Source organism: Enterovibrio coralii, assembly GCF_001559595.1.
Taxonomy (GTDB): Bacteria; Pseudomonadota; Gammaproteobacteria; order Enterobacterales; family Vibrionaceae; genus Enterovibrio; species Enterovibrio coralii.
Genome location: NZ_LNTY01000018.1, coordinates 14,592 through 32,254, shown reverse-complemented (window position 1 = coordinate 32,254; position 17,663 = coordinate 14,592). Strand labels below are relative to the sequence as shown.

General features: G+C 49.2%; 12 protein-coding genes and 3 pseudogenes. 3 read left to right on the top strand and 12 right to left on the bottom strand.

Annotation, left to right across the window (positions count from 1 at the left end; all coding sequences use genetic code 11):
- Positions 1 to 124: 124 nt before the first annotated feature.
- From arsB to ATN88_RS25470, 4 genes and pseudogenes are all read right to left on the bottom strand, one after another.
- Positions 125 to 1,152: pseudogene (gene arsB / locus ATN88_RS06110) on the bottom strand (ACR3 family arsenite efflux transporter).
- Positions 1,153 to 1,199: 47 nt separating this feature from the next.
- Entirely contained in the window at positions 1,200 to 1,544 is a 345-nt protein-coding gene (locus ATN88_RS06105; protein ID WP_067412921.1) for a metalloregulator ArsR/SmtB family transcription factor, read from the bottom strand.
- A 95-nt stretch (positions 1,545 to 1,639) separates the two neighbouring features.
- The gene (locus ATN88_RS06100) at positions 1,640 to 2,278 is read right to left on the bottom strand and encodes an alanine--tRNA ligase-related protein (RefSeq protein ID WP_157490671.1); all 639 of its coding nucleotides are present in this window, start codon (positions 2,276 to 2,278) and stop codon (positions 1,640 to 1,642) included.
- 35 nt (positions 2,279 to 2,313) lie between these two features.
- On the bottom strand, positions 2,314 to 2,541 hold the full coding sequence (locus ATN88_RS25470; RefSeq protein WP_083539426.1) for a glutaredoxin family protein: 228 nt from the start codon (positions 2,539 to 2,541) through the stop codon (positions 2,314 to 2,316).
- A gap of 390 nt (positions 2,542 to 2,931) precedes the next feature.
- On the opposite strand from ATN88_RS25470, the gene ATN88_RS06095 reads away from it, so the two are divergent.
- Both ATN88_RS06095 and ATN88_RS06090 read left to right on the top strand, forming a co-directional pair.
- Positions 2,932 to 4,671: a hypothetical protein gene (locus tag ATN88_RS06095; protein WP_067412915.1), complete on the top strand. Its 1,740-nt coding sequence runs from the start codon at positions 2,932 to 2,934 to the stop codon at positions 4,669 to 4,671.
- Positions 4,672 to 5,144: 473 nt separating this feature from the next.
- Entirely contained in the window at positions 5,145 to 6,584 is a 1,440-nt protein-coding gene (locus ATN88_RS06090; RefSeq protein ID WP_157490667.1) for a hypothetical protein, read from the top strand.
- A gap of 339 nt (positions 6,585 to 6,923) precedes the next feature.
- Here ATN88_RS06090 and ATN88_RS06085 read toward each other — a convergent pair whose 3' ends face one another.
- Positions 6,924 to 7,697, bottom strand: coding sequence for an electron transfer flavoprotein subunit beta (locus ATN88_RS06085; protein ID WP_067412911.1), 774 nt, complete (start codon positions 7,695 to 7,697; stop codon positions 6,924 to 6,926).
- Positions 7,684 to 8,589, bottom strand: a complete 906-nt coding sequence (locus ATN88_RS06080) for an electron transfer flavoprotein subunit alpha/FixB family protein (RefSeq protein ID WP_232312858.1) — start codon at positions 8,587 to 8,589, stop codon at positions 7,684 to 7,686. The genes ATN88_RS06085 and ATN88_RS06080 overlap by 14 nt, the downstream gene beginning before the upstream one ends.
- Positions 8,590 to 8,633: 44 nt before the next feature.
- Here ATN88_RS06080 and ATN88_RS26845 point away from each other — a divergent pair, with 44 nt between their 5' ends.
- Positions 8,634 to 8,879 (top strand): hypothetical protein, encoded by a 246-nt coding sequence (locus ATN88_RS26845; RefSeq protein ID WP_232312856.1) that lies wholly within the window; start codon positions 8,634 to 8,636, stop codon positions 8,877 to 8,879.
- Between the two features lie 21 nt (positions 8,880 to 8,900).
- On the opposite strand, the gene ATN88_RS06075 is transcribed toward ATN88_RS26845, so the two are convergent.
- The 6 genes and pseudogenes from ATN88_RS06075 to ATN88_RS06050 form a co-directional block, all read right to left on the bottom strand.
- Positions 8,901 to 10,808 carry a (Fe-S)-binding protein gene (locus tag ATN88_RS06075; RefSeq protein WP_067412907.1) on the bottom strand — a complete coding sequence of 636 codons (1,908 nt, stop codon included), beginning with the start codon at positions 10,806 to 10,808 and terminating at the stop codon, positions 8,901 to 8,903.
- Between the two features lie 21 nt (positions 10,809 to 10,829).
- Positions 10,830 to 12,889, bottom strand: a pseudogene (locus ATN88_RS06070) (oxidoreductase).
- Between the two features lie 63 nt (positions 12,890 to 12,952).
- Positions 12,953 to 13,486, bottom strand: coding sequence for a DUF5943 domain-containing protein (locus tag ATN88_RS06065; protein WP_067412903.1), 534 nt, complete (start codon positions 13,484 to 13,486; stop codon positions 12,953 to 12,955).
- Between the two features lie 25 nt (positions 13,487 to 13,511).
- Positions 13,512 to 14,503, bottom strand: a pseudogene (locus ATN88_RS06060) (dipeptidase).
- A gap of 127 nt (positions 14,504 to 14,630) precedes the next feature.
- Positions 14,631 to 15,794 (bottom strand): sterol desaturase family protein, encoded by a 1,164-nt coding sequence (locus ATN88_RS06055; protein ID WP_067412899.1) that lies wholly within the window; start codon positions 15,792 to 15,794, stop codon positions 14,631 to 14,633.
- A gap of 134 nt (positions 15,795 to 15,928) precedes the next feature.
- Complete coding sequence (locus ATN88_RS06050; RefSeq protein WP_083539425.1) at positions 15,929 to 17,653, bottom strand: formate--tetrahydrofolate ligase; 1,725 nt, start codon at positions 17,651 to 17,653, stop codon at positions 15,929 to 15,931.
- Between the last annotated feature and the right edge of the window lie 10 nt (positions 17,654 to 17,663).

Genomic DNA, 17,663 nt, shown 5'->3' with positions numbered 1-17,663 from the left:
TCATTGATATTTTTCCTTTCTGGAATCGATTCGAATCACACTAATCGCCACTTTTGTCTTCGCATAGATTCATAGACACAGAAGAACGCACAAAAAAGCCCCGATGAATCGGGGCGTAGAATCTTTATTTCTCAGCGGCAACATCAAACCAATGACGGGTTCGATTCGCAAACCACACCAGCGAAAGCATCACTGGCACTTCAACCAATACACCGACTACTGTCGCAAGGGCTGCCCCCGAATGAAGGCCAAAAAGGGAAATAGCCACGGCAACAGCTAACTCGAAGAAGTTTGACGTCCCGATCATGCCAGCCGGTGCGGCAACGTTGTGCGGCAGTTTCATCCACTTCGCTAAGCCATAGGCAATCGCGAAAATGCCATAGGTTTGAATGAGAAGGGGAATGGCAATCAGTAATATGGTCTCCGGTTGGCTAACGATGGTTTGCGCCTGAAAGCCAAACAGCAATACCACTGTGCCCAACAATCCGATGATTGACCAAGGCTTCACGTTTGCCAGAAAGCCCGTCAGTGCTTCATCACCTTTATTCAGCAAGTATTTGCGCATTAGCGCACCCGCAACGAGCGGCAGCACGACGTAGAGCACCACAGACAGCAGCAGCGTTTCCCAAGGTACCTGAATATCGGTGACTCCCAGCAGCAGCGCCGTGATCGGAGCAAAAGCAAAGACCATGATCAGGTCATTGACCGATACCTGAACCAATGTGTAGTTTGCATCCCCTTTGGTCAGTTGGCTCCAAACGAATACCATGGCGGTACAAGGCGCAACGCCCAACAAAATCATCCCCGCAATATATTCACTCGCGGTTTGCGGATCGACCCAGTCAGCAAAGACGCCTTTAAAGAAAAGCCAGCCAAGAGCCGCCATAGTAAAGGGCTTGATAAGCCAATTGATGACAAGCGTCAGTGCCAGACCTTTTGGCTTTTTGCTACGTCTTTAATGGCACCAAAATCCACCTGAACCATCATTGGGAAAATCATTACCCATATCAGAACCGCGACGACCAAATTTACGTGGACAAACTCTAAATCCGCCACAAACGCGAATGCTGACGGAAAAAGGTTCCCCAGCAAGACGCCACCTGCGATACACGCCGCCACCCAGACAGACAAATAGCGCTCAAACAATCCCATGTATCACCTCATATATATGTTTTTTCATATGTCTTAAATTAAAATTTTTAGCAGCATGCACCCGCGCGCGTTGGGCGATCACCCATACGACAAAGACGTTGCATACTTTCTTCAAGGAATACCTGATTAGATTTGGTCGTTAATGCAACCACCTCTTTCGTCCAAGCAGGCAGGTTTTCATTAATGCGGTAAAACACCCATTGGCCTTGGCGACGATCGGTGAGTAAACCGCACTTACGCAACTGCGCGAGATGTCGAGAGACTTTGGGTTGGCTTTCATCGAGGGCTGCCATTAACTCGCAAACGCATAGCTCGCCTTCCTGATTCAACAACATCAGAGTTTTAAGACGGGTTTCATCCGCGAGGCATTTATAGAAATCGACTGGCGTCATTAGGACAATCTTTGAATACATTAAAATATATGCCAAATCATATATATGATTTGGCATATATGAAAGAGAATTTTTACCGTTAAAGGTCAATGTCATCAAGCAAGCGAGATTTCGATACGCTCTTTGCCTTTTCCGATGTTCTTTCGTTTCAGCTTCAATGCGCCAATCTCGCCCGTTGTGTGCAGGTGGGTACCGCCACAAGAGACAGGTTCAAAACCGTCTATTTTCCAGTAACGTCGCTGCGCTTTTTCGTCACTGAAGCCTTTATCGATAGAAAGGTTTTGGTGGATGATGTCGTTGAGAGCGTTCTGAAGCCAAGGGAGTTGTGCGCAGATAGATTCAGGAAACATGAAGTCGATGCGAGAGCGGGATTCGCCGATATGTGACCCGATCTTTTCAAGATCTGGGTATTTGTTCATCATCAGCAAAAGGGTTAATTCAGCCCCGAAATGGAGTTTCATAAGTGCATGGCGTCGCGCCCAATCAATATCGACGTCAACACTATCACCGGGGTTGAGGGTATGGTTCTCAGGCAACGTGTAGAAAATCTGAGTATCTTTCTTCTCAGCCTGCTCAACAACGAAGCCACCAATCGTGCCGGCATCACTTTCCTGACCACCCGAAAACGCGAAAAATATCGTTTTATCGAGCGTAATGACACAGCCATCGACACTTGAAACCGTCGCTTCCAATTGCGTGAGATACGGATTCTGCCAAAAAACTTTTTCCACCACACCAGACATAAGCACTCCTTTGCGTCTATCTTAAATCAGGATTTTAAGGCTTTCTCCACCGCTTTTAATGAAAATCCATGAAGAATTTGATCGCCAATTTTGATCACGGGTACACCTCTAGCACCCAATGCAGCATGCTCTTTCTTTCCCCTTGGCGAACCAACATCACACAGGCGATAAGCAATTTTTTTACTGTCGAAATACTGCTTTGCTGTTTGGCAATGTGGGCAGTTTCGACTGGTATACAACACGATACGCTTCAAAGAGATACCTCTTGATATTGAAATGCGAGACAAGCTCTGTTTATCACCAAACTTTTATGACAAGTCGGCAAGGTAATACCCGCCATTTAACCACGAAAACAACGTATCACAAGTCTCAGCAACACGGTTTCAACACAGAACATTTATTGGCCTCTCCCTAAAGTGCAATTACAGTCACTCTCAATAATGAGAATTCACCAAGAATCAACGCACTAAACAGAACGGCAGACGGACCCATTATTCTCAATATTTCAACAACAAGGCTTCATTTAAGAAGAAAATAATACGCTAATGTAAACACTGTCTCACTGGCGAGACCTACTTCCTTATTTTGACGGATTTAAGCTCTCTGGAGCGTCACACACAAGGACATAAATTAAGGAAAGTGTTATGAAAAAACGGATACTCGCCAGTCTCATTCTTGCATCTGTAACATCCGCTGGGGCTTATGCGAATTGCATCGGTAATGTGTATTCGATGAATGCGGGCCGTGGTCATGTGGGATTTTTGATTGATCTGCAAGAAGACAAAAAGCTCACTGGTGTTTATGTCGGAAAAGACCGTGCGCTGAAAGAATCCAGATCGCTTTTCAGCTCGTCCGCTATGGCGTATGACAAAGTCAACAACCGAACTTATTACGTGAGTGTCCCGAGACCAGAAACCTACCATGTAGAAGGCTTAGCTTCAGATGTCACGACTGAGGAGTTCAAGAGCCTAGACTTCCACGCTTCAAAAAGCTTTACCAATCAGCTTGCCTACTATGATCATGGTTCAAACCAAAATGTGATCGTAGGAAACATAGGTAAAAACGTTTATCGCATGGCGTTTGATCCGTCATCCAATTCGCTGATCGCCTCAGATCAAAGCAGCGTCTTCACCATCAGCACATCAGACGGCTCAACAACCGCACTCGGTGACTTTGACAACGGCATCAAGGCTGGCGGTTTTACCAGCTGGGGCGACTTTGTGTTTTACAACAACAAGCTGCTGTTCATTACTAACAACCGTACGTATGAATTGGATACCTCGACCAATCCAGTATCAGTAAAATTTCCTGCCTTCCACTTTATCGATTTTGTCACCGCGGCAACGCTGGACCAAAACAACCAAATTCTCGTGGCAGCAAAAAATCAGAACGTAACTGGTAACACCAACAGCACTTGGCTGTGGCGCTTGAACCCAACCACTGGCGAGAAAGTTTCCGTAGGCCTGTTCCCAAATCGCATCAGTGCGATGGCAACCAACACGCAAGAGACACACAACTGTTATGACTCGACGGTATTTCCGAGCGAAACCATTGTCGAAGTGACGGGTGTATCTGGCGACACCGTTACAGAAGGTCAAAACGCCACATTTACAGTCAATTTCGACAAAGAATTGAAAGCAAGCAAAGAAGTCACCCTCGCATTGAAAAATGGCACAGCAACAGAGGGGGCAGACTTCCGCGCTGCCGTAACAGTCAAATATGGCGATGACAGCGAAAACGTCACGCTAAACAGCACTGGCGTTAAAGTGACGATCCCACCTGGCGTCAGCAGCATACAAGTCGTGGTGGCAACGATCGATGATGATGACGATGAGAACAACGAAACCTTCTCATTGGAAGCATGGATCAAAGACGATCAAAGCGACAAGGCCTCAGGGACGGCAACAATCAATGACAATGATGAGCCGAAAGGTGCATGTAGCACAGGCGTTGTGCTTCAAATGTCTGCTGGTGGTGATGGCGCATGGTCATACTTTGGTGTGGATTGTGGCAAATCGGATGTTTACTTTAACGCTGCCGGTCTGTATCACAGCTCCGCAAGGCACACCCGCGTAAGCTGGACGACAGACTACGGCAGCAACTCAACAACCGACTACAACCGCTACAACGGCGGCATCAGAGGTTATGTTGGTGTCACTGAGGTGAAAACCTTGAAAACGCTCACCGTAAACGGTAGCTCTGTGGTTCGGGACCGCTGTTATCACGGTGACGTTCGAGGAACGCCATTGTCTTATGTGTATAGCGGTACCATCACGATCAAAGAGGATGGCACCCAACAGTGCTACTTGCGCCTGAATTACGATTTCTGTGATGGTGCAGATAACCGTGTCAGAAAAGTCGCGACAAGTACCAGTTGTAACTAGTCACCACGACAAAAATGCTCCCTCGCTAAACGAGGGAGCAAATCTTTGAAATCAAGTGACGCTGTCTTTCCAAACCTGAGCAATGATTAGCTAAATGGCTATCAGTGCCTTTCACTCTGCCATGTCAGACAAAGCCCCACACCTACTCATGCAAACACCAATCGCATGATTTGCAAGACCTATAGCAAAGACATGTCTATTTAACCTGTCTCCACAAATACATCTTCCGTCTGGATTTCTAAGCTTCTAATTTTCAGAGGTTCTTACATATGAGAATCAACCTAGGTTACATCTGCTATACAGAATGTCCTCCCATCGTGAAAGTCTTACTAATTCAACAATAAGGCTTAATTTAAGAAAGTAAGAATGCACTAATATAAACCATGTCTCATTGACGAGACTCACTTCCTTTTTTTGACGGATTTAAGCTCTCTGAAGCTTCAAACCCAAGGACATAAATAAAGGAAAGTTTTATGAAAAAACGGATACTCGCCAGTTTCATTCTTGCATCTGTTACATCCGCTGGGGCTTATGCGAATTGCATCGGGAATGTGTATTCGATGAATGCAGGACGAGGTCACGTCGGTTTTTTGATTGATCTGCAAGAAGACAAAAAGCTCACTGGTGTTTACGTCGGAAAAGAGCGGGCAGTAAAAGAATCCAAATCACTTTTCAGCTCATCAGCCATGGCGTACGACAAAGTCAACAACCGTACCTACTATGTGAGCGTACCAAGACCCGAAGCCTACCATGTTGAAGGCTTGGAAGCTGATGTCACCAGTGAAGAGTTCAAGAGCCTAGACTTTCACGCCTCGAAAAGCTTTACCAATCAGCTTGCCTACTATGATCACAGCTCAAACCAGAATGTGGTTGTAGGAAACGTCGGTAAAAACGTCTATCGAATGGCGTTTGATCCGTCATCCAACTCACTTGTCGCCTCCGATCAAAACAGCGTGTTCACCATCAACACATCCGACGGTTCAACCACAGTGCTCGGCGATTTTGACAACGGCATCAAGGCTGGCGGCTTTACGAGTTGGGGCGACTTTGTTTTTTACAACAACAAACTGCTGTTCATTACTAACAACCGCACGTACGAACTGGACACGTCCACCAATCCGGTGTCGGTGAAATTCCCTGCCTTCCACTTTATCGATTTTGTTACCGCGGCGACGCTGGATCAAAACAACCAAATTCTTGTGGCAGCGAAAAACCAGAACGTCACCGGTAATGTTAATACTACTTGGCTATGGCGCCTGAACCCAACCACCGGCGAAAAAGTCTCAGTCGGCTTGTTCCCAAACCGCATCAGTGCGATGGCGACCAATACGCAAGAGACACATAATTGCTATGACTCGACGGTTTTCCCAAGCGAAACTATTGTCGAGGTGACGGGTGTATCGGGTGACACAGTAACGGAAGGCCAAGACGCCACCTTCACGGTCAACTTTGACAAGGAGTTGAAAGCCAGCAAAGAAGTCATTTTGGCGTTGAAGAATGGTACCGCCACGGCAGGCAGCGATTACAGTACCAACGTGAAAGTGAAATACGGGAGCAGCAGCGAAGATATCACGCTGAACGACTCTGGCGTGAAAGTGACCATTCCGCCGGGTGAAGATGACATACAAGTTGTCGTTCCGACGACAGATGACAGTGATGACGAAAACAACGAGACATTTTCACTCGATGCTTGGATCAAAGATGACAAAACTGATCTCAAGTCAGGCACGGCGACCATCAACGACAACGATGAGTCTTCCTTTACCTGTGGTGGAAAAAATACTCTTTACGCCTATGCGGGCAAGAGTGGCTTCTGGTCTTACTTAGGTATTCGTTGTAATAAAGCCGAAGCTACTTCATTGCAGCTGGTAGCAGCAAAGCCAGCGGCACACTTGCATGGGATTCAGAGCTAGGTGGCAAGAAAAGCGTCAGTGGCGGTCCTAACAATGGGGCTGAGTATCAAGGAAATATAGGTATTGCAGAGACCAAGACACTGAAAGAAGTCTCGTTCTCTGGTTCGTCAACTGTACTCAGCTACTGCTATCATGGCACCACTTATGGCACCCCGCTTAATTACTCCTATAGCGGCAAAATCACCATGGATGATAAAGGGCAAGCGAGCTGTCAGCTCTCTATCACGTCAACCTTCTGTATCGGTGATGGTTTGAAAACGAAGACTGAAACAGACACGAGATATCAATGTACCGTCACTGACTAATGCGGTTTATCAATGTGGGTACTGTAGCACTAAGCTACAGTACCCCGTCTTTTTTGAGCTGAGCAATGATTGCCTCTGCCCCCTCTTGTGCAGAGACATTGCTAAGAACAGTGCCGCCTGACGATGCTTGCGCAGCGGTCGCTGCGAGGAAACGGTCTCGACTCGAGGCATTGGCAGCCACTGCTTTGGTGCGCTTGGGACGCTTTTTCGCGGCGTGCCACTGCCAACTCTCTTTCGCCGTATCCGTTTCAGCTTTCACTTCCCAAACGTTGATGACTCCATCGCGTGCCACCGTAAAAGCACTTTGCCTTGGTGCGGGAGCAGACGCACTGGCAATCAGCACCGCAGGCAAGCTGACACGAAGCTTTCTTCGTTGCCCGCCCGCTAACGCTTGTAGCACTTCAACGTGGCTATCTGATTGCGTAAGCACACCAACCACTTCCGGGACTATTGCAGCCCCTACCGCCTCTCCAACGATATAAGGCACCATACCGGAGGACTCACCGTGTTCGGCTCTTGCACCGCAAAGTATCACCGAGAATTGACCTTGCTTTGCGTAAACAGACAAAGCCTTTGCATAGTCGGCATTGTCTGACACAGAAAGAACATTGAGCTTTTTGAGTCCCATGCCCAAGTATTCTCTGAGTGCTGCCGACGAAGCATCACCAGCAAAGACAACCTCAAGCGAGTCATCTTGTTGAAGCGCCATTTCCAGCGCTCTAGCATCGCCTTCGGCGCGCCTTGCACGAGATGAAAGCGGGTGCAGTCCTTCGGATACCAGCACCAAGGTTTTATTACCCGACATCATCAAATGCCTCCTCTGCGTTGGTGCCACCCATCACATTGATCAGAGCCTGCATCACGTCGCTGCTATCGGCAATCACACTCAGATCCGCCCGCTTCACCATGTCACAATTAGGATCCGCGTTGATCGCAATGACGGTGTCACAGTGGGTCATGCCCTGAAGATGTTGGATTGCTCCGGAAATACCTACGGCGATATATACTTTGGCATTCACATAAGTGCCTGTCGCGCCCACTTGCGTCGCTCTTGGCATGTAGCCATTATCGACGGCAACACGGCTTGCTCCTTCCGTCGCACCCAGTGTTTTCGCACACTGATGGAACAAGGCCCAATTACGGACACCGTTACCCGCAGAGAGAATAAAGCGTGTTTCTGCGAGAGGAATATTGGCGGGATCTACCGCCACTTGGCCAAGATCGTCAATATCTCGCTTCACCGCCATCTCTTCCATTGATGGAAGCGGCTCCGCTTCTGTCGTAAACCCAGCAATTGGATCGGCCACTTGTTCTTCGACCAACAGGATCTTTGTAACCTCGCGTTCTACGCTTTTTGACACATCACCAGAACCGCAATTGATCCTGCCTTCTGCATAGTATTTTCCGCGCGTAACAGGTCGCTCATTGAGTTTAACCGCCAACCTTCTTGCTAAATCACTGCCACACAAGGTGCCATCGGCAAAAATCCAATGTTTTGGATTCAAGCTCTCCTCAATCCCCAAGAGATGAGAAAGCCACATCTCTGGCGAATAGTCTTCATTGATGAGGGTAAGGACGCGATTCGCCCCGGCAGCGGAAAAGTCATCGCTTCGCGGATAAAGCGAGATAAACAAGACCGCCGTCGACACAGAGTTCGCACTCGCGAATTGATGCGCCAACCCCAGCATGTCTTTATCCAAAACGGTGAGTCTCTCGGAGTCTGCATCGGAAAATACGACGATATATGCCTCTGGTGATTCGACGGCCTGAAGCGGTAAACGGTTTTCTTGCTTTGTTTCGCCATACCTTTCGCAATGGCGGCACCAGAGCGATCAATACGCTTGATGCCTTCAGCACTGAGAGTGCCAATATGATGCGGATCTTTTCGGTTTATCCCGCCCGCCAACAGATTGGAAGCGGCAGATACCTCATCAAACGCCGGATGCAGACGATTTCTTACGATGCGTTCTTTTCGGGGGTCTCGCCGTAAAATCTCGTTCATTTTTGCCCCCTATCCCACTTTCTGTTCCAACTGAGTGTCCTCAGCCAAGGACTCCAACAACATGACTGCGATGTCTTTCACCTCCGGCCTTGGCATTACAACCCCTTCCAGCATGACCGCACACTGAGGACAGGCTACCGCCACCAACTCAGCATTCACGTCTCTCACATCTTGCATACGCATATCAGGTATACGGTTTTCACCGGGAATATCAGTGACTGGCGCACCGCCACCGCCGCCACAACACCGCGAGCGATAGCCTGAACGTTCCATCTCTTTTACCTCTATACCCATCGCATTAAGAAGGTAACGAGGCGCGTCGTAACCACCGTTATATCGCCCGAGATAACAAGGGTCATGGTAGGTTGCGGCCTGAGATTTCCCTTCGTTGAACGCAAGCTTTCCTTGCTCGGTAAGCTTTGCGAGATACTCGGTGTGATGCATCACGTCATAGTTGCCACCAAAATCGGGATACTCATTTTTGATTACATGGAAGGCATGTGGATCGGGCGTGACAATCAAGCTGAACTGGTACTTGTTCAGCGTCTTTACATTGGCAATGGCGAGTCGCTGAAATGTAGCTTCGTCACCAAGGCGTCGCGCTAAATCGCCACTGTCTAGTTCTTCATTGCCAAGAATGGCAAAGTCGACATTCGCCGCGCGAAGTAGCGAAACCACGGCGCGCAGTGTGCGTTGATACGCCAGATCAAACGCGCCATCGCCCGCCCAAAGTAAGACATCGGTTTTACCCACTTCTTTAAGCTGATCGACCTTTAAATCCACCGACCAATTCGCGCGGTTAGTGGGTGAAAAGCCATTTGGATTATCTGTGGTAATGAGATTGTCGAGTGCTTGGACACCTTTACCTGCCGTTTGCCCTTTGCCTAACGTTAGGTGACGTCGCATGTCGACAATGGCATCAACGTGCTCAATCATCATGGGACATTCTTCAACGCATGCGCGACAGGTTGTGCACGACCAAACCGTATCAGCACTAAGCAACCCTTCAAACAAAGGTTTATCGGGTGCGCCCTGACAGGGCGTGTCAGGCTTTCCGGGATAAGGGCTTCCAGCATACTTTTCGGTAGTGCCGCCAGCCATGCCGACGACCAGATCTTGAATCAGCTTTTTCGGGTTCAATGGCTGACCTGCCGCAAACGCAGGACACACCTTTTCGCAGCGACCACATTGCACACAGGCATCAAACCCTAACAGTTGATTCCAATAAAAGTCTTTGGTTTTCTCCACCCCGAGCGTTTGTTCATTGAGGTCAATGGGTTTTAATCCGGTTGAACGCCCGCCGCCAAAACGTTCTTGTCGACGGTGGAACCCTAAATGCATCGCGCCCGAAAACGCATGCTTCATCGGCCCGCCACTGAATACGCCAAAGAAGAGTTCAGCAAGACCAAAAATCACGCCTGCCAAACACAAAGCGACCAACACCAGAGGTTCGCTGTGCGCACCGAATAATAATAAGACTGACAAGATAAAACCGGAACTTGCAAACGCGAGCAGCGAAAAGGGCAGTCTTTGCCAGTTACCTTTTGATAGGTTGGACGGTGGGTTGTCTCTCCGCTTTTTCACCTTCATGGCACCGTAAGCCATGCCAGCAAACGTTAGTGCCATGAGTGAATACGTCACCAAATTACCGATGCCAAAGACAAACACGACGAGCATCAATATCACTGACGCGACTAACCCTCCGGCGGTTGCCACATGGGTGTTGGCGAAGGTTTTATCTCTTGCTACCACATCATGCAGATCGACCAAATACCGCCTTGGGATCGACGATATAGCGGCAACAAAGGGAACGGGATTAGATTTGCCCCGCCGCCACAATCGAACCCGCTTTAACGCCCCAACAATGAAAAGCACAATGGCGATGACAAGAACCACGCCGACGATTGATGACCACATGCGCTTCTACCTCGCAGACATTTAGAGATCTTTAAATATCCGCAGGGCATCGTAGATGGCTGCATGGATGTTTCTTGGCGCGCCGCAATCACCAATTCTAAAGAGCAGATAACCGTCGCCGGATTCAGAAAACGCAGGTTGCGGTTCAAAGGCAAAGAGCGCATTGATATCGACCTGCCCTTTGTTTCGCGCGCCATCTTTCAGCGCGTAATAGAGTGCCTCATCCGGTCTCACGCCATTCTCAACCACTACCTGGTCAACCACACGTTCTTCTCTAACGCCAGTGTATTCGTTCTCAAAACGAGCGATGATTTTGTCGCCTTCCCTGTAAACCTGCTCCAGTGTGAGGTCTGGTGTCATAATCACTTCTCGCTCATAGAGGCTGCGGTAATAAGTAGGGAAACTTGTACCGCCTACCGCGACACCCGGCTTAATGTCATCGGTGACCAGCTCAACGAGAGAACCTTTTGCTGCAAGGAAGTCGGCAACAGACATACCAGCAAACTCACAGATGGTGTCATAAATCACCACATTCTTGCCCGGTTCAACTGCACCACTCAAAATATCCCACGTAGACACCACCAAGCCGTCATCGCCACCCCATTCAGGCATTTGATTGATAAATGGCTTACCGCCAACAGCCAATACAACGACGTCAGGGTTTTCGCTTAGAATCGTTTGCTCATCTGCCGCGGTATCGAACACCAGATTGACGCCCAACCGACGCAGTTCTAAATCAAACCAGCGTGTGATCCCTGCGATTTGTTCGCGCTGTGGCGCTTGAGCAGCCAAGGAGATTTGTCCGCCAAGTTCGCTGCCCTTTTCATATAGCGTGACCTTGTGCCCTCGCTCTGCGCATACGCGCGCGGCTTCCATGCCGCCAGGGCCACCACCAACGACAACAACCTTACGGATTGGGCCATCAGTTTTAGAGATGTTATGCGGAAGGTGTGACTCGCGAGAGGTCGCGGCATTTTGTACGCATAACACATCGATGCCTTGGTACTGGCGATCGATACAATAGTTTGCTCCCACGCATTGGCGAATTTGATCCGTCTGCCCCAGCTTCACTTTGGTGATGAGGTGCGGATCGGCAATGTGCGCCCTTGTCATACCGACAAAATCGACCAACCCGCTTTCCAGTGCGCGTGCTGCTTGAACCGGATCTTTAATGTTCTGCGCATGCATGACAGGCACGCTCACCACACTTCGGATACCAGCCGCCAAGTGGATAAAAGGCTCTGGGGGATAAGTCATGTTGGGAATAACATTGGCCAAGGTGTTGTGGGTGTCGCAGCCTGAGCCGACAACACTGAAGAAATCAATCAAGCCAAGGCTGTCGTAATAAGCTGCGATCTCTTTCATCGCTTCATGGTCTAGGCCATCGGGATGAAATTCATCGCCAGTCATGCGAATGCCGACTGCATAATCTCGCCCAACTTCTGCTCGTACGGCTTTCAATACCTCGGTGCCGAAGCGCATACGGTTTTCAAAGCTTCCGCCCCACTCATCGGTGCGACGATTCACCCGTGGGCTCCAAAACTGATCCACTAAATGTTGGTGCGCAAAGGACAGTTCAACACCATCTAACCCACCGTCTTTCGCACGCTTCACTGCCTTGGCAAAGTCATCGATCACGCGCCAAATTTCCTCTGGTTCGATGGTTTTACAGGTCGCACGGTGTACTGGCTCACGAATACCACTCGGGCTCATCAAGCTAGGCCAATTTCCACCGTCCCAACGAGAGCGGCGTCCCATGTGGGTCAACTGAATCATGATGTGTGCGCCATGCTTATGCATGGCATCCGCGAGGTTTTGAAGATGTGGAATGACATCATCCGATGCCATGTTGACCGACTTCCACCAGCCTTGAGGACTATCTATGGATACAGGCTTGAACCGCCACATACACAGAGTCCAATTCCACCCTTGGCTTTTTCTTCGTAGTACTTGATATATCGCTCGGTGGGCATGCCGTTTTCTGTCGCATAGACCTCGGCGTGCGCGGTGCTAATTACACGGTTTCGGATCGTGAGCTTATTGATCGCGAGCGGCTGAAAAATCGCATCGAACTGAGACATTGCACTTCCTTATACGCAATGGAAGCAGACTTCTTTCCTGAGCCTTTTTGCTTCCTTTTGGCATTACCCGATAGGCTTCACCTCAAACAGGCCAAACTCCACCCCATCCTCTGATGCGCTTTGCAGCTGGGTGGCAACGGTCTTGATTGGGAAACCTACACTTTCCGTGACTTGATCCATGGCACCAGCAAACCAACCCGTGAACATGTAGTCCACCTTGCGGTTTACCTTGCCGTAGTAATAAACAAAGGCTGAATTCTCTAGGCGCACCTTGGCAGTACCTTGCGCCACATCTAGCTGCTCAATGAAGAACTGCCCCCAACCGCGCTGGGATAGGCGTTTCATGTAATGGTCAAACACCTCGGCACCCGAGATGCCGTGCGTTTCCCCTTCCTGCTCACACCAAAAATAAGCAGATTTATAGCCCGCTTTGTAGAGCAAATCTGCATAGACTTCCTCGCCTATCGCATCTTCGACTGCCGCGTGGTTGTTGATGAAAAAGTGTCTCGGCACATACAGCATGGGCAAGCCATCTGTACTCCAAACGCCAGTCTCATCGTCCACTTCAATCGGTATCTCAGGGGCATGCTTTCCCATTATTCAATCCTCTCTGTTAACGCTTCTATTCGCCCCAAACGTCTCTCAATACGTTGACCCAGTTACCGCCCATGATTTTCTGGACTTTCTCTGGTGACCAGCCATTCGCGAGCAGTGCTTCAGTGAGGTTTGGAAACTCTCCAACGGTACGAATACCTTTCGGATTGATGATCTCGCCAAATCGCGTCAGCCTTCTGGCATAGCCCTTGTCATGGGTGATCCATTCGAAAAAGGCTTGGTCATGACCTTGCGTAAAGTCCGTGCCGATCCCCACGCAGTCTTCACCAACCAAATCCACGATGTAATCTATTGCTTCGACATAATCTTCAATCGTTGAGTTGATGCCGTTTTTAAGGAAAGGGGCGAACATGGTGACGCGATAAAGCCACCGTGGTCGGCAATAAACTTCAACTCTTCATCGGATTTATTTCGGGGGTGCTCTTTCAAGCCAAGCGGCAAGCAGTGGGAGTAACAGACTGGCTTTTTCGACTCGAGAATGACTTCTTCAGAGGTTTTAGGGCCAACGTGGGAAAGGTCACACATGATGCCGACACGGTTCATTTCCGCGACCACTTCGCGGCCAAAGCCGGATAACCCACCGTCTCGCTCGTAGCAGCCAGTGCCCACCAAGTTTTGGGTGTTGTATGCCATCTGAGCAATGCCAACACCAAGCTTTTTAAAGATTTCTATGTAGCCCAGTTTGTCTTCAAACGCGTGGACGTTTTGGAAGCCAAGCATAATGCCTGTTTTCCCTTCCTCCTTGGCGCGGAAGATATCCTCGATGGTGCGAACGGGGCGGATTAGGTCATTGTTTTCCTGCATCAGTTGATTGAACTCAACGATGTTGTCGACCGTGGCCTGAAATCCCTCCCACACAGACACGGTACAGTTCGCTGCCGTGAGGCCACCTTTCGCCATGTCCTCAAACAGAGCACGGTTCCATTTCGCAATAATCAGCCCATCAATAATGATGGAATCCCGATGCAAAGCGGCTGCAATTGGATTGTTGTTCGACATCTTGTCTACCCGCGTTGGTTTTCTCTTTATATGTAGTTCAAGTTAACCAACAAGGGGGTGAATCAGCGGTGCGATTGCGACAGGAACTATCAGGAATGCGTCAGTCAATCGCACGCAAAGAGTGTTGTTAAGCTCTGTTTGTTTTGAGCATTTTTAAAACGGCTTTCAAAGGATAAATCGTCTGCCCGATGATGGATTTTGGCAGCGGCTTGGTGGTGCCGTATTCAGCAGGCCAATGCTGTTTTGGCATATGCATGGTGCCAAATAGCCAATCAAACAACACAAGATGTGCACCATAGTTTGTATCAATCGCAGGCTTTTCTGAGCCGTGGTGCCAATGGTGAAATTGCGGGGTCACGAAGATGTACTTCAGTGGACCAAATGACAGTCTGGTATTGCAGTGAATTAGTACCGCCTGCAGTGCGGCAAATACTACATATACATTCAACACCGATTCTGACGGCCCCAGCAAGTAGAGCGGTACTAACACCATGGCACGCTCCGAGAACACCTGAATAAAGTGACCACGTGACCCTGCCAGCCAATCCAAGTTTTCGACAGAATGGTGCACGGCATGGACAGGCCAGAACCACTTCACCTCATGGAACAAACGGTGCTCCCAGTACAGCACAAAATCTGCAGCAACAAGCACAATCATGAACTGAGCAAGGAAAGGTAAAGATTGAAAGCTAGATTGGAAAGAAGCACTTACCGCCCAATCGAAATGGCTGGTGTGATAGTTGGCGTAAATCAGGATGGCGGAAATCGCGAGATGGTTGAAGCAAAAATACAGGAAATCAGTTTCCCATTCAGGGCGCAAAATAACCTGATTTTTATACTTGGGTAAAAGCTTTTCTAATGTCACGAAGATAGCTGCAGAGCCGAGCAATGCCAATATCAACCAATCCACGCCCAGTGACAATGTTTGGGCATCAACAGGGCCGACCGGCACCTTGTATCCACCCAATGCAAACGCGATGAGGGTCAGAAGAATACCTGTGCATCCATAACGGCGATACTTTTTCAAAAAGTGCGTCATACTGCCGAAGAACAGGGAAAAGTACATGCCGTACTTCAACACTTCCTGCAACTTTTCAGCATCGTACGCTTGGCGAAGTTCCGTCGTGGTCAGAACCGACGGGTAAAGATAAGCAAGCACGGCCAGTAAGCTGAGTGCCCCCAGCAAAACGGAAAGGTAGCCACTGATTTTGCCTTCACCGATACGAAACTGACGCTCAGTGTCCAGTTCTACAAGACGCTCTTTGTAAGTGTATTCTTCCTTGTTGCTCATCACTGCATACTCTTTTCTTCGTTGGTTAAAGAGCATGTTAGCTATGCATTTGGGTTGATTCCTGCCCTATGCGCCAAGTAACAAAAAACGCCACATGACGTGGCGTTTTTTAATACCTTTTTTGTTGATGCGACTTAAAACAAGCCGACAATCTCGCCATCATCGTCCAGCGAAATGTTTAGCGCAGCCGGTTTTTTCGGTAAACCCGGCATGGTCATTACATCACCGCATATTGCGACAACAAAGCCTGCACCTGCCATCAATCGTAATTCTCTTACTGGCAAAACATGCCCTTCTGGCGCGCCCAACTCACTGGCCTCTGAAGAGAAGCTATAAGGCGTTTTGGCGATACAAACCGGCAAGTGACCAAAGCCCAGCTCATGAATTTCATCCAACTGCTTTTGCGCTGCGATGTTAAATTGCACATCCGCTGCTCCATAGAGCTCGGTAGCAACCGTACGAATTTTTTCGTCGATTGGCTGCGCATCCTCGTAGAGGTAGTTAACGTTTACCTCTTCGGTTTCAAGTACCGTTTTCACCGCCTCTGCGACCGCTTTCGCTCCTTCGCCCCCTTCTGCCCAGTGCGTGGCTTCTTCAACGCGTGCTCCCATCTTCAAACACACTTCTTTGATAGCGGTGAGTTCTTGCGCTGAATCGGTTGGGAAACGGTTAACCGCCACAATAGGGTTCAGGCCAAACTTCTGCATATTTTGGATGTGGCGTTCAAGGTTCACTACACCTTTTGACAGTGCGTCCAAGTTCGGTTCATCAAGCTCGGTTTTCGCCAAACCTCCCTGCATTTTCAATGCGCGCACAGTACAGACAAGTACGGCGACATCGGGTTCTAACCCCGAAATACGTGACTTGATATGGATAAACTTTTCAGCGCCTAAATCCGCACCAAAACCCGCCTCTGTCACGACCACGTCTGACAATCCCATCGCGGTGCGCGTTGCCATCACAGAGTTACAACCGTGGGCAATATTAGCGAACGGGCCGCCGTGGATGAGTGCAGGGTTATGCTCTAGTGTTTGGATCAAGTTCGGCTGGATCGCATCTTTCAGCAGTACCGTCATCGCGCCGTCTGCGCCCAACTCGCGAGCAGTGACAGGTCTGCCACTGGTATCTCTGCCAATGATGATGTTACCCAAGCGACGCTGCAGGTCTTTACGGTCTTCAGAAAGGCACAAAATCGCCATGATTTCGGAGGCAACCGTGATATCGAAACCTGACTCGCGCGGCTGACCGTGCGCAGGACCACCAAGGCCGACCAACGTATGGCGAAGCGCGCGATCGTTCATGTCCATGACGCGACGCCAGGTGATCCGGCGCGGGTCTAAATCGAGTTCATTGTCCCAGTGAATGTGATTATCAATGAGTGCTGCCAACAAGTTATGCGCAGACGTAATCGCATGGAAGTCACCGTTAAAATGTAAATTCAAATCTTCCATCGGGATCGCTTGCGAACGACCACCACCTGCGGCACCGCCTTTAACGCCAAAACAAGGCCCAAGTGACGGCTCTCTCAAACACACACTGGCATTCACGCCGATACTGTTCAGCGCATCGGTTAATCCGATACTGGTAGTTGTTTTCCCCTCTCCCGCAGGTGTGGGTGTAATCGCTGTTACCAGAACAAGCTTTCCTTGCTTGGTCGCATCAATCTGCGCCAAATCCAACTTTGCTTTGTAATGTCCATAAGGAATGAGTGCGTGCGGTGCAACACCCAATTTACGCTGTGCCACCTCAAAAATCGGCCAAGGTTTCACTGCACGCGCAATGTCGATATCCGGCGAACCCGGTGGAGGTAAAACTGTCATAGATGATTCTGCCAGTACTGCATTATTGTGATTATTCATACCTGCTATC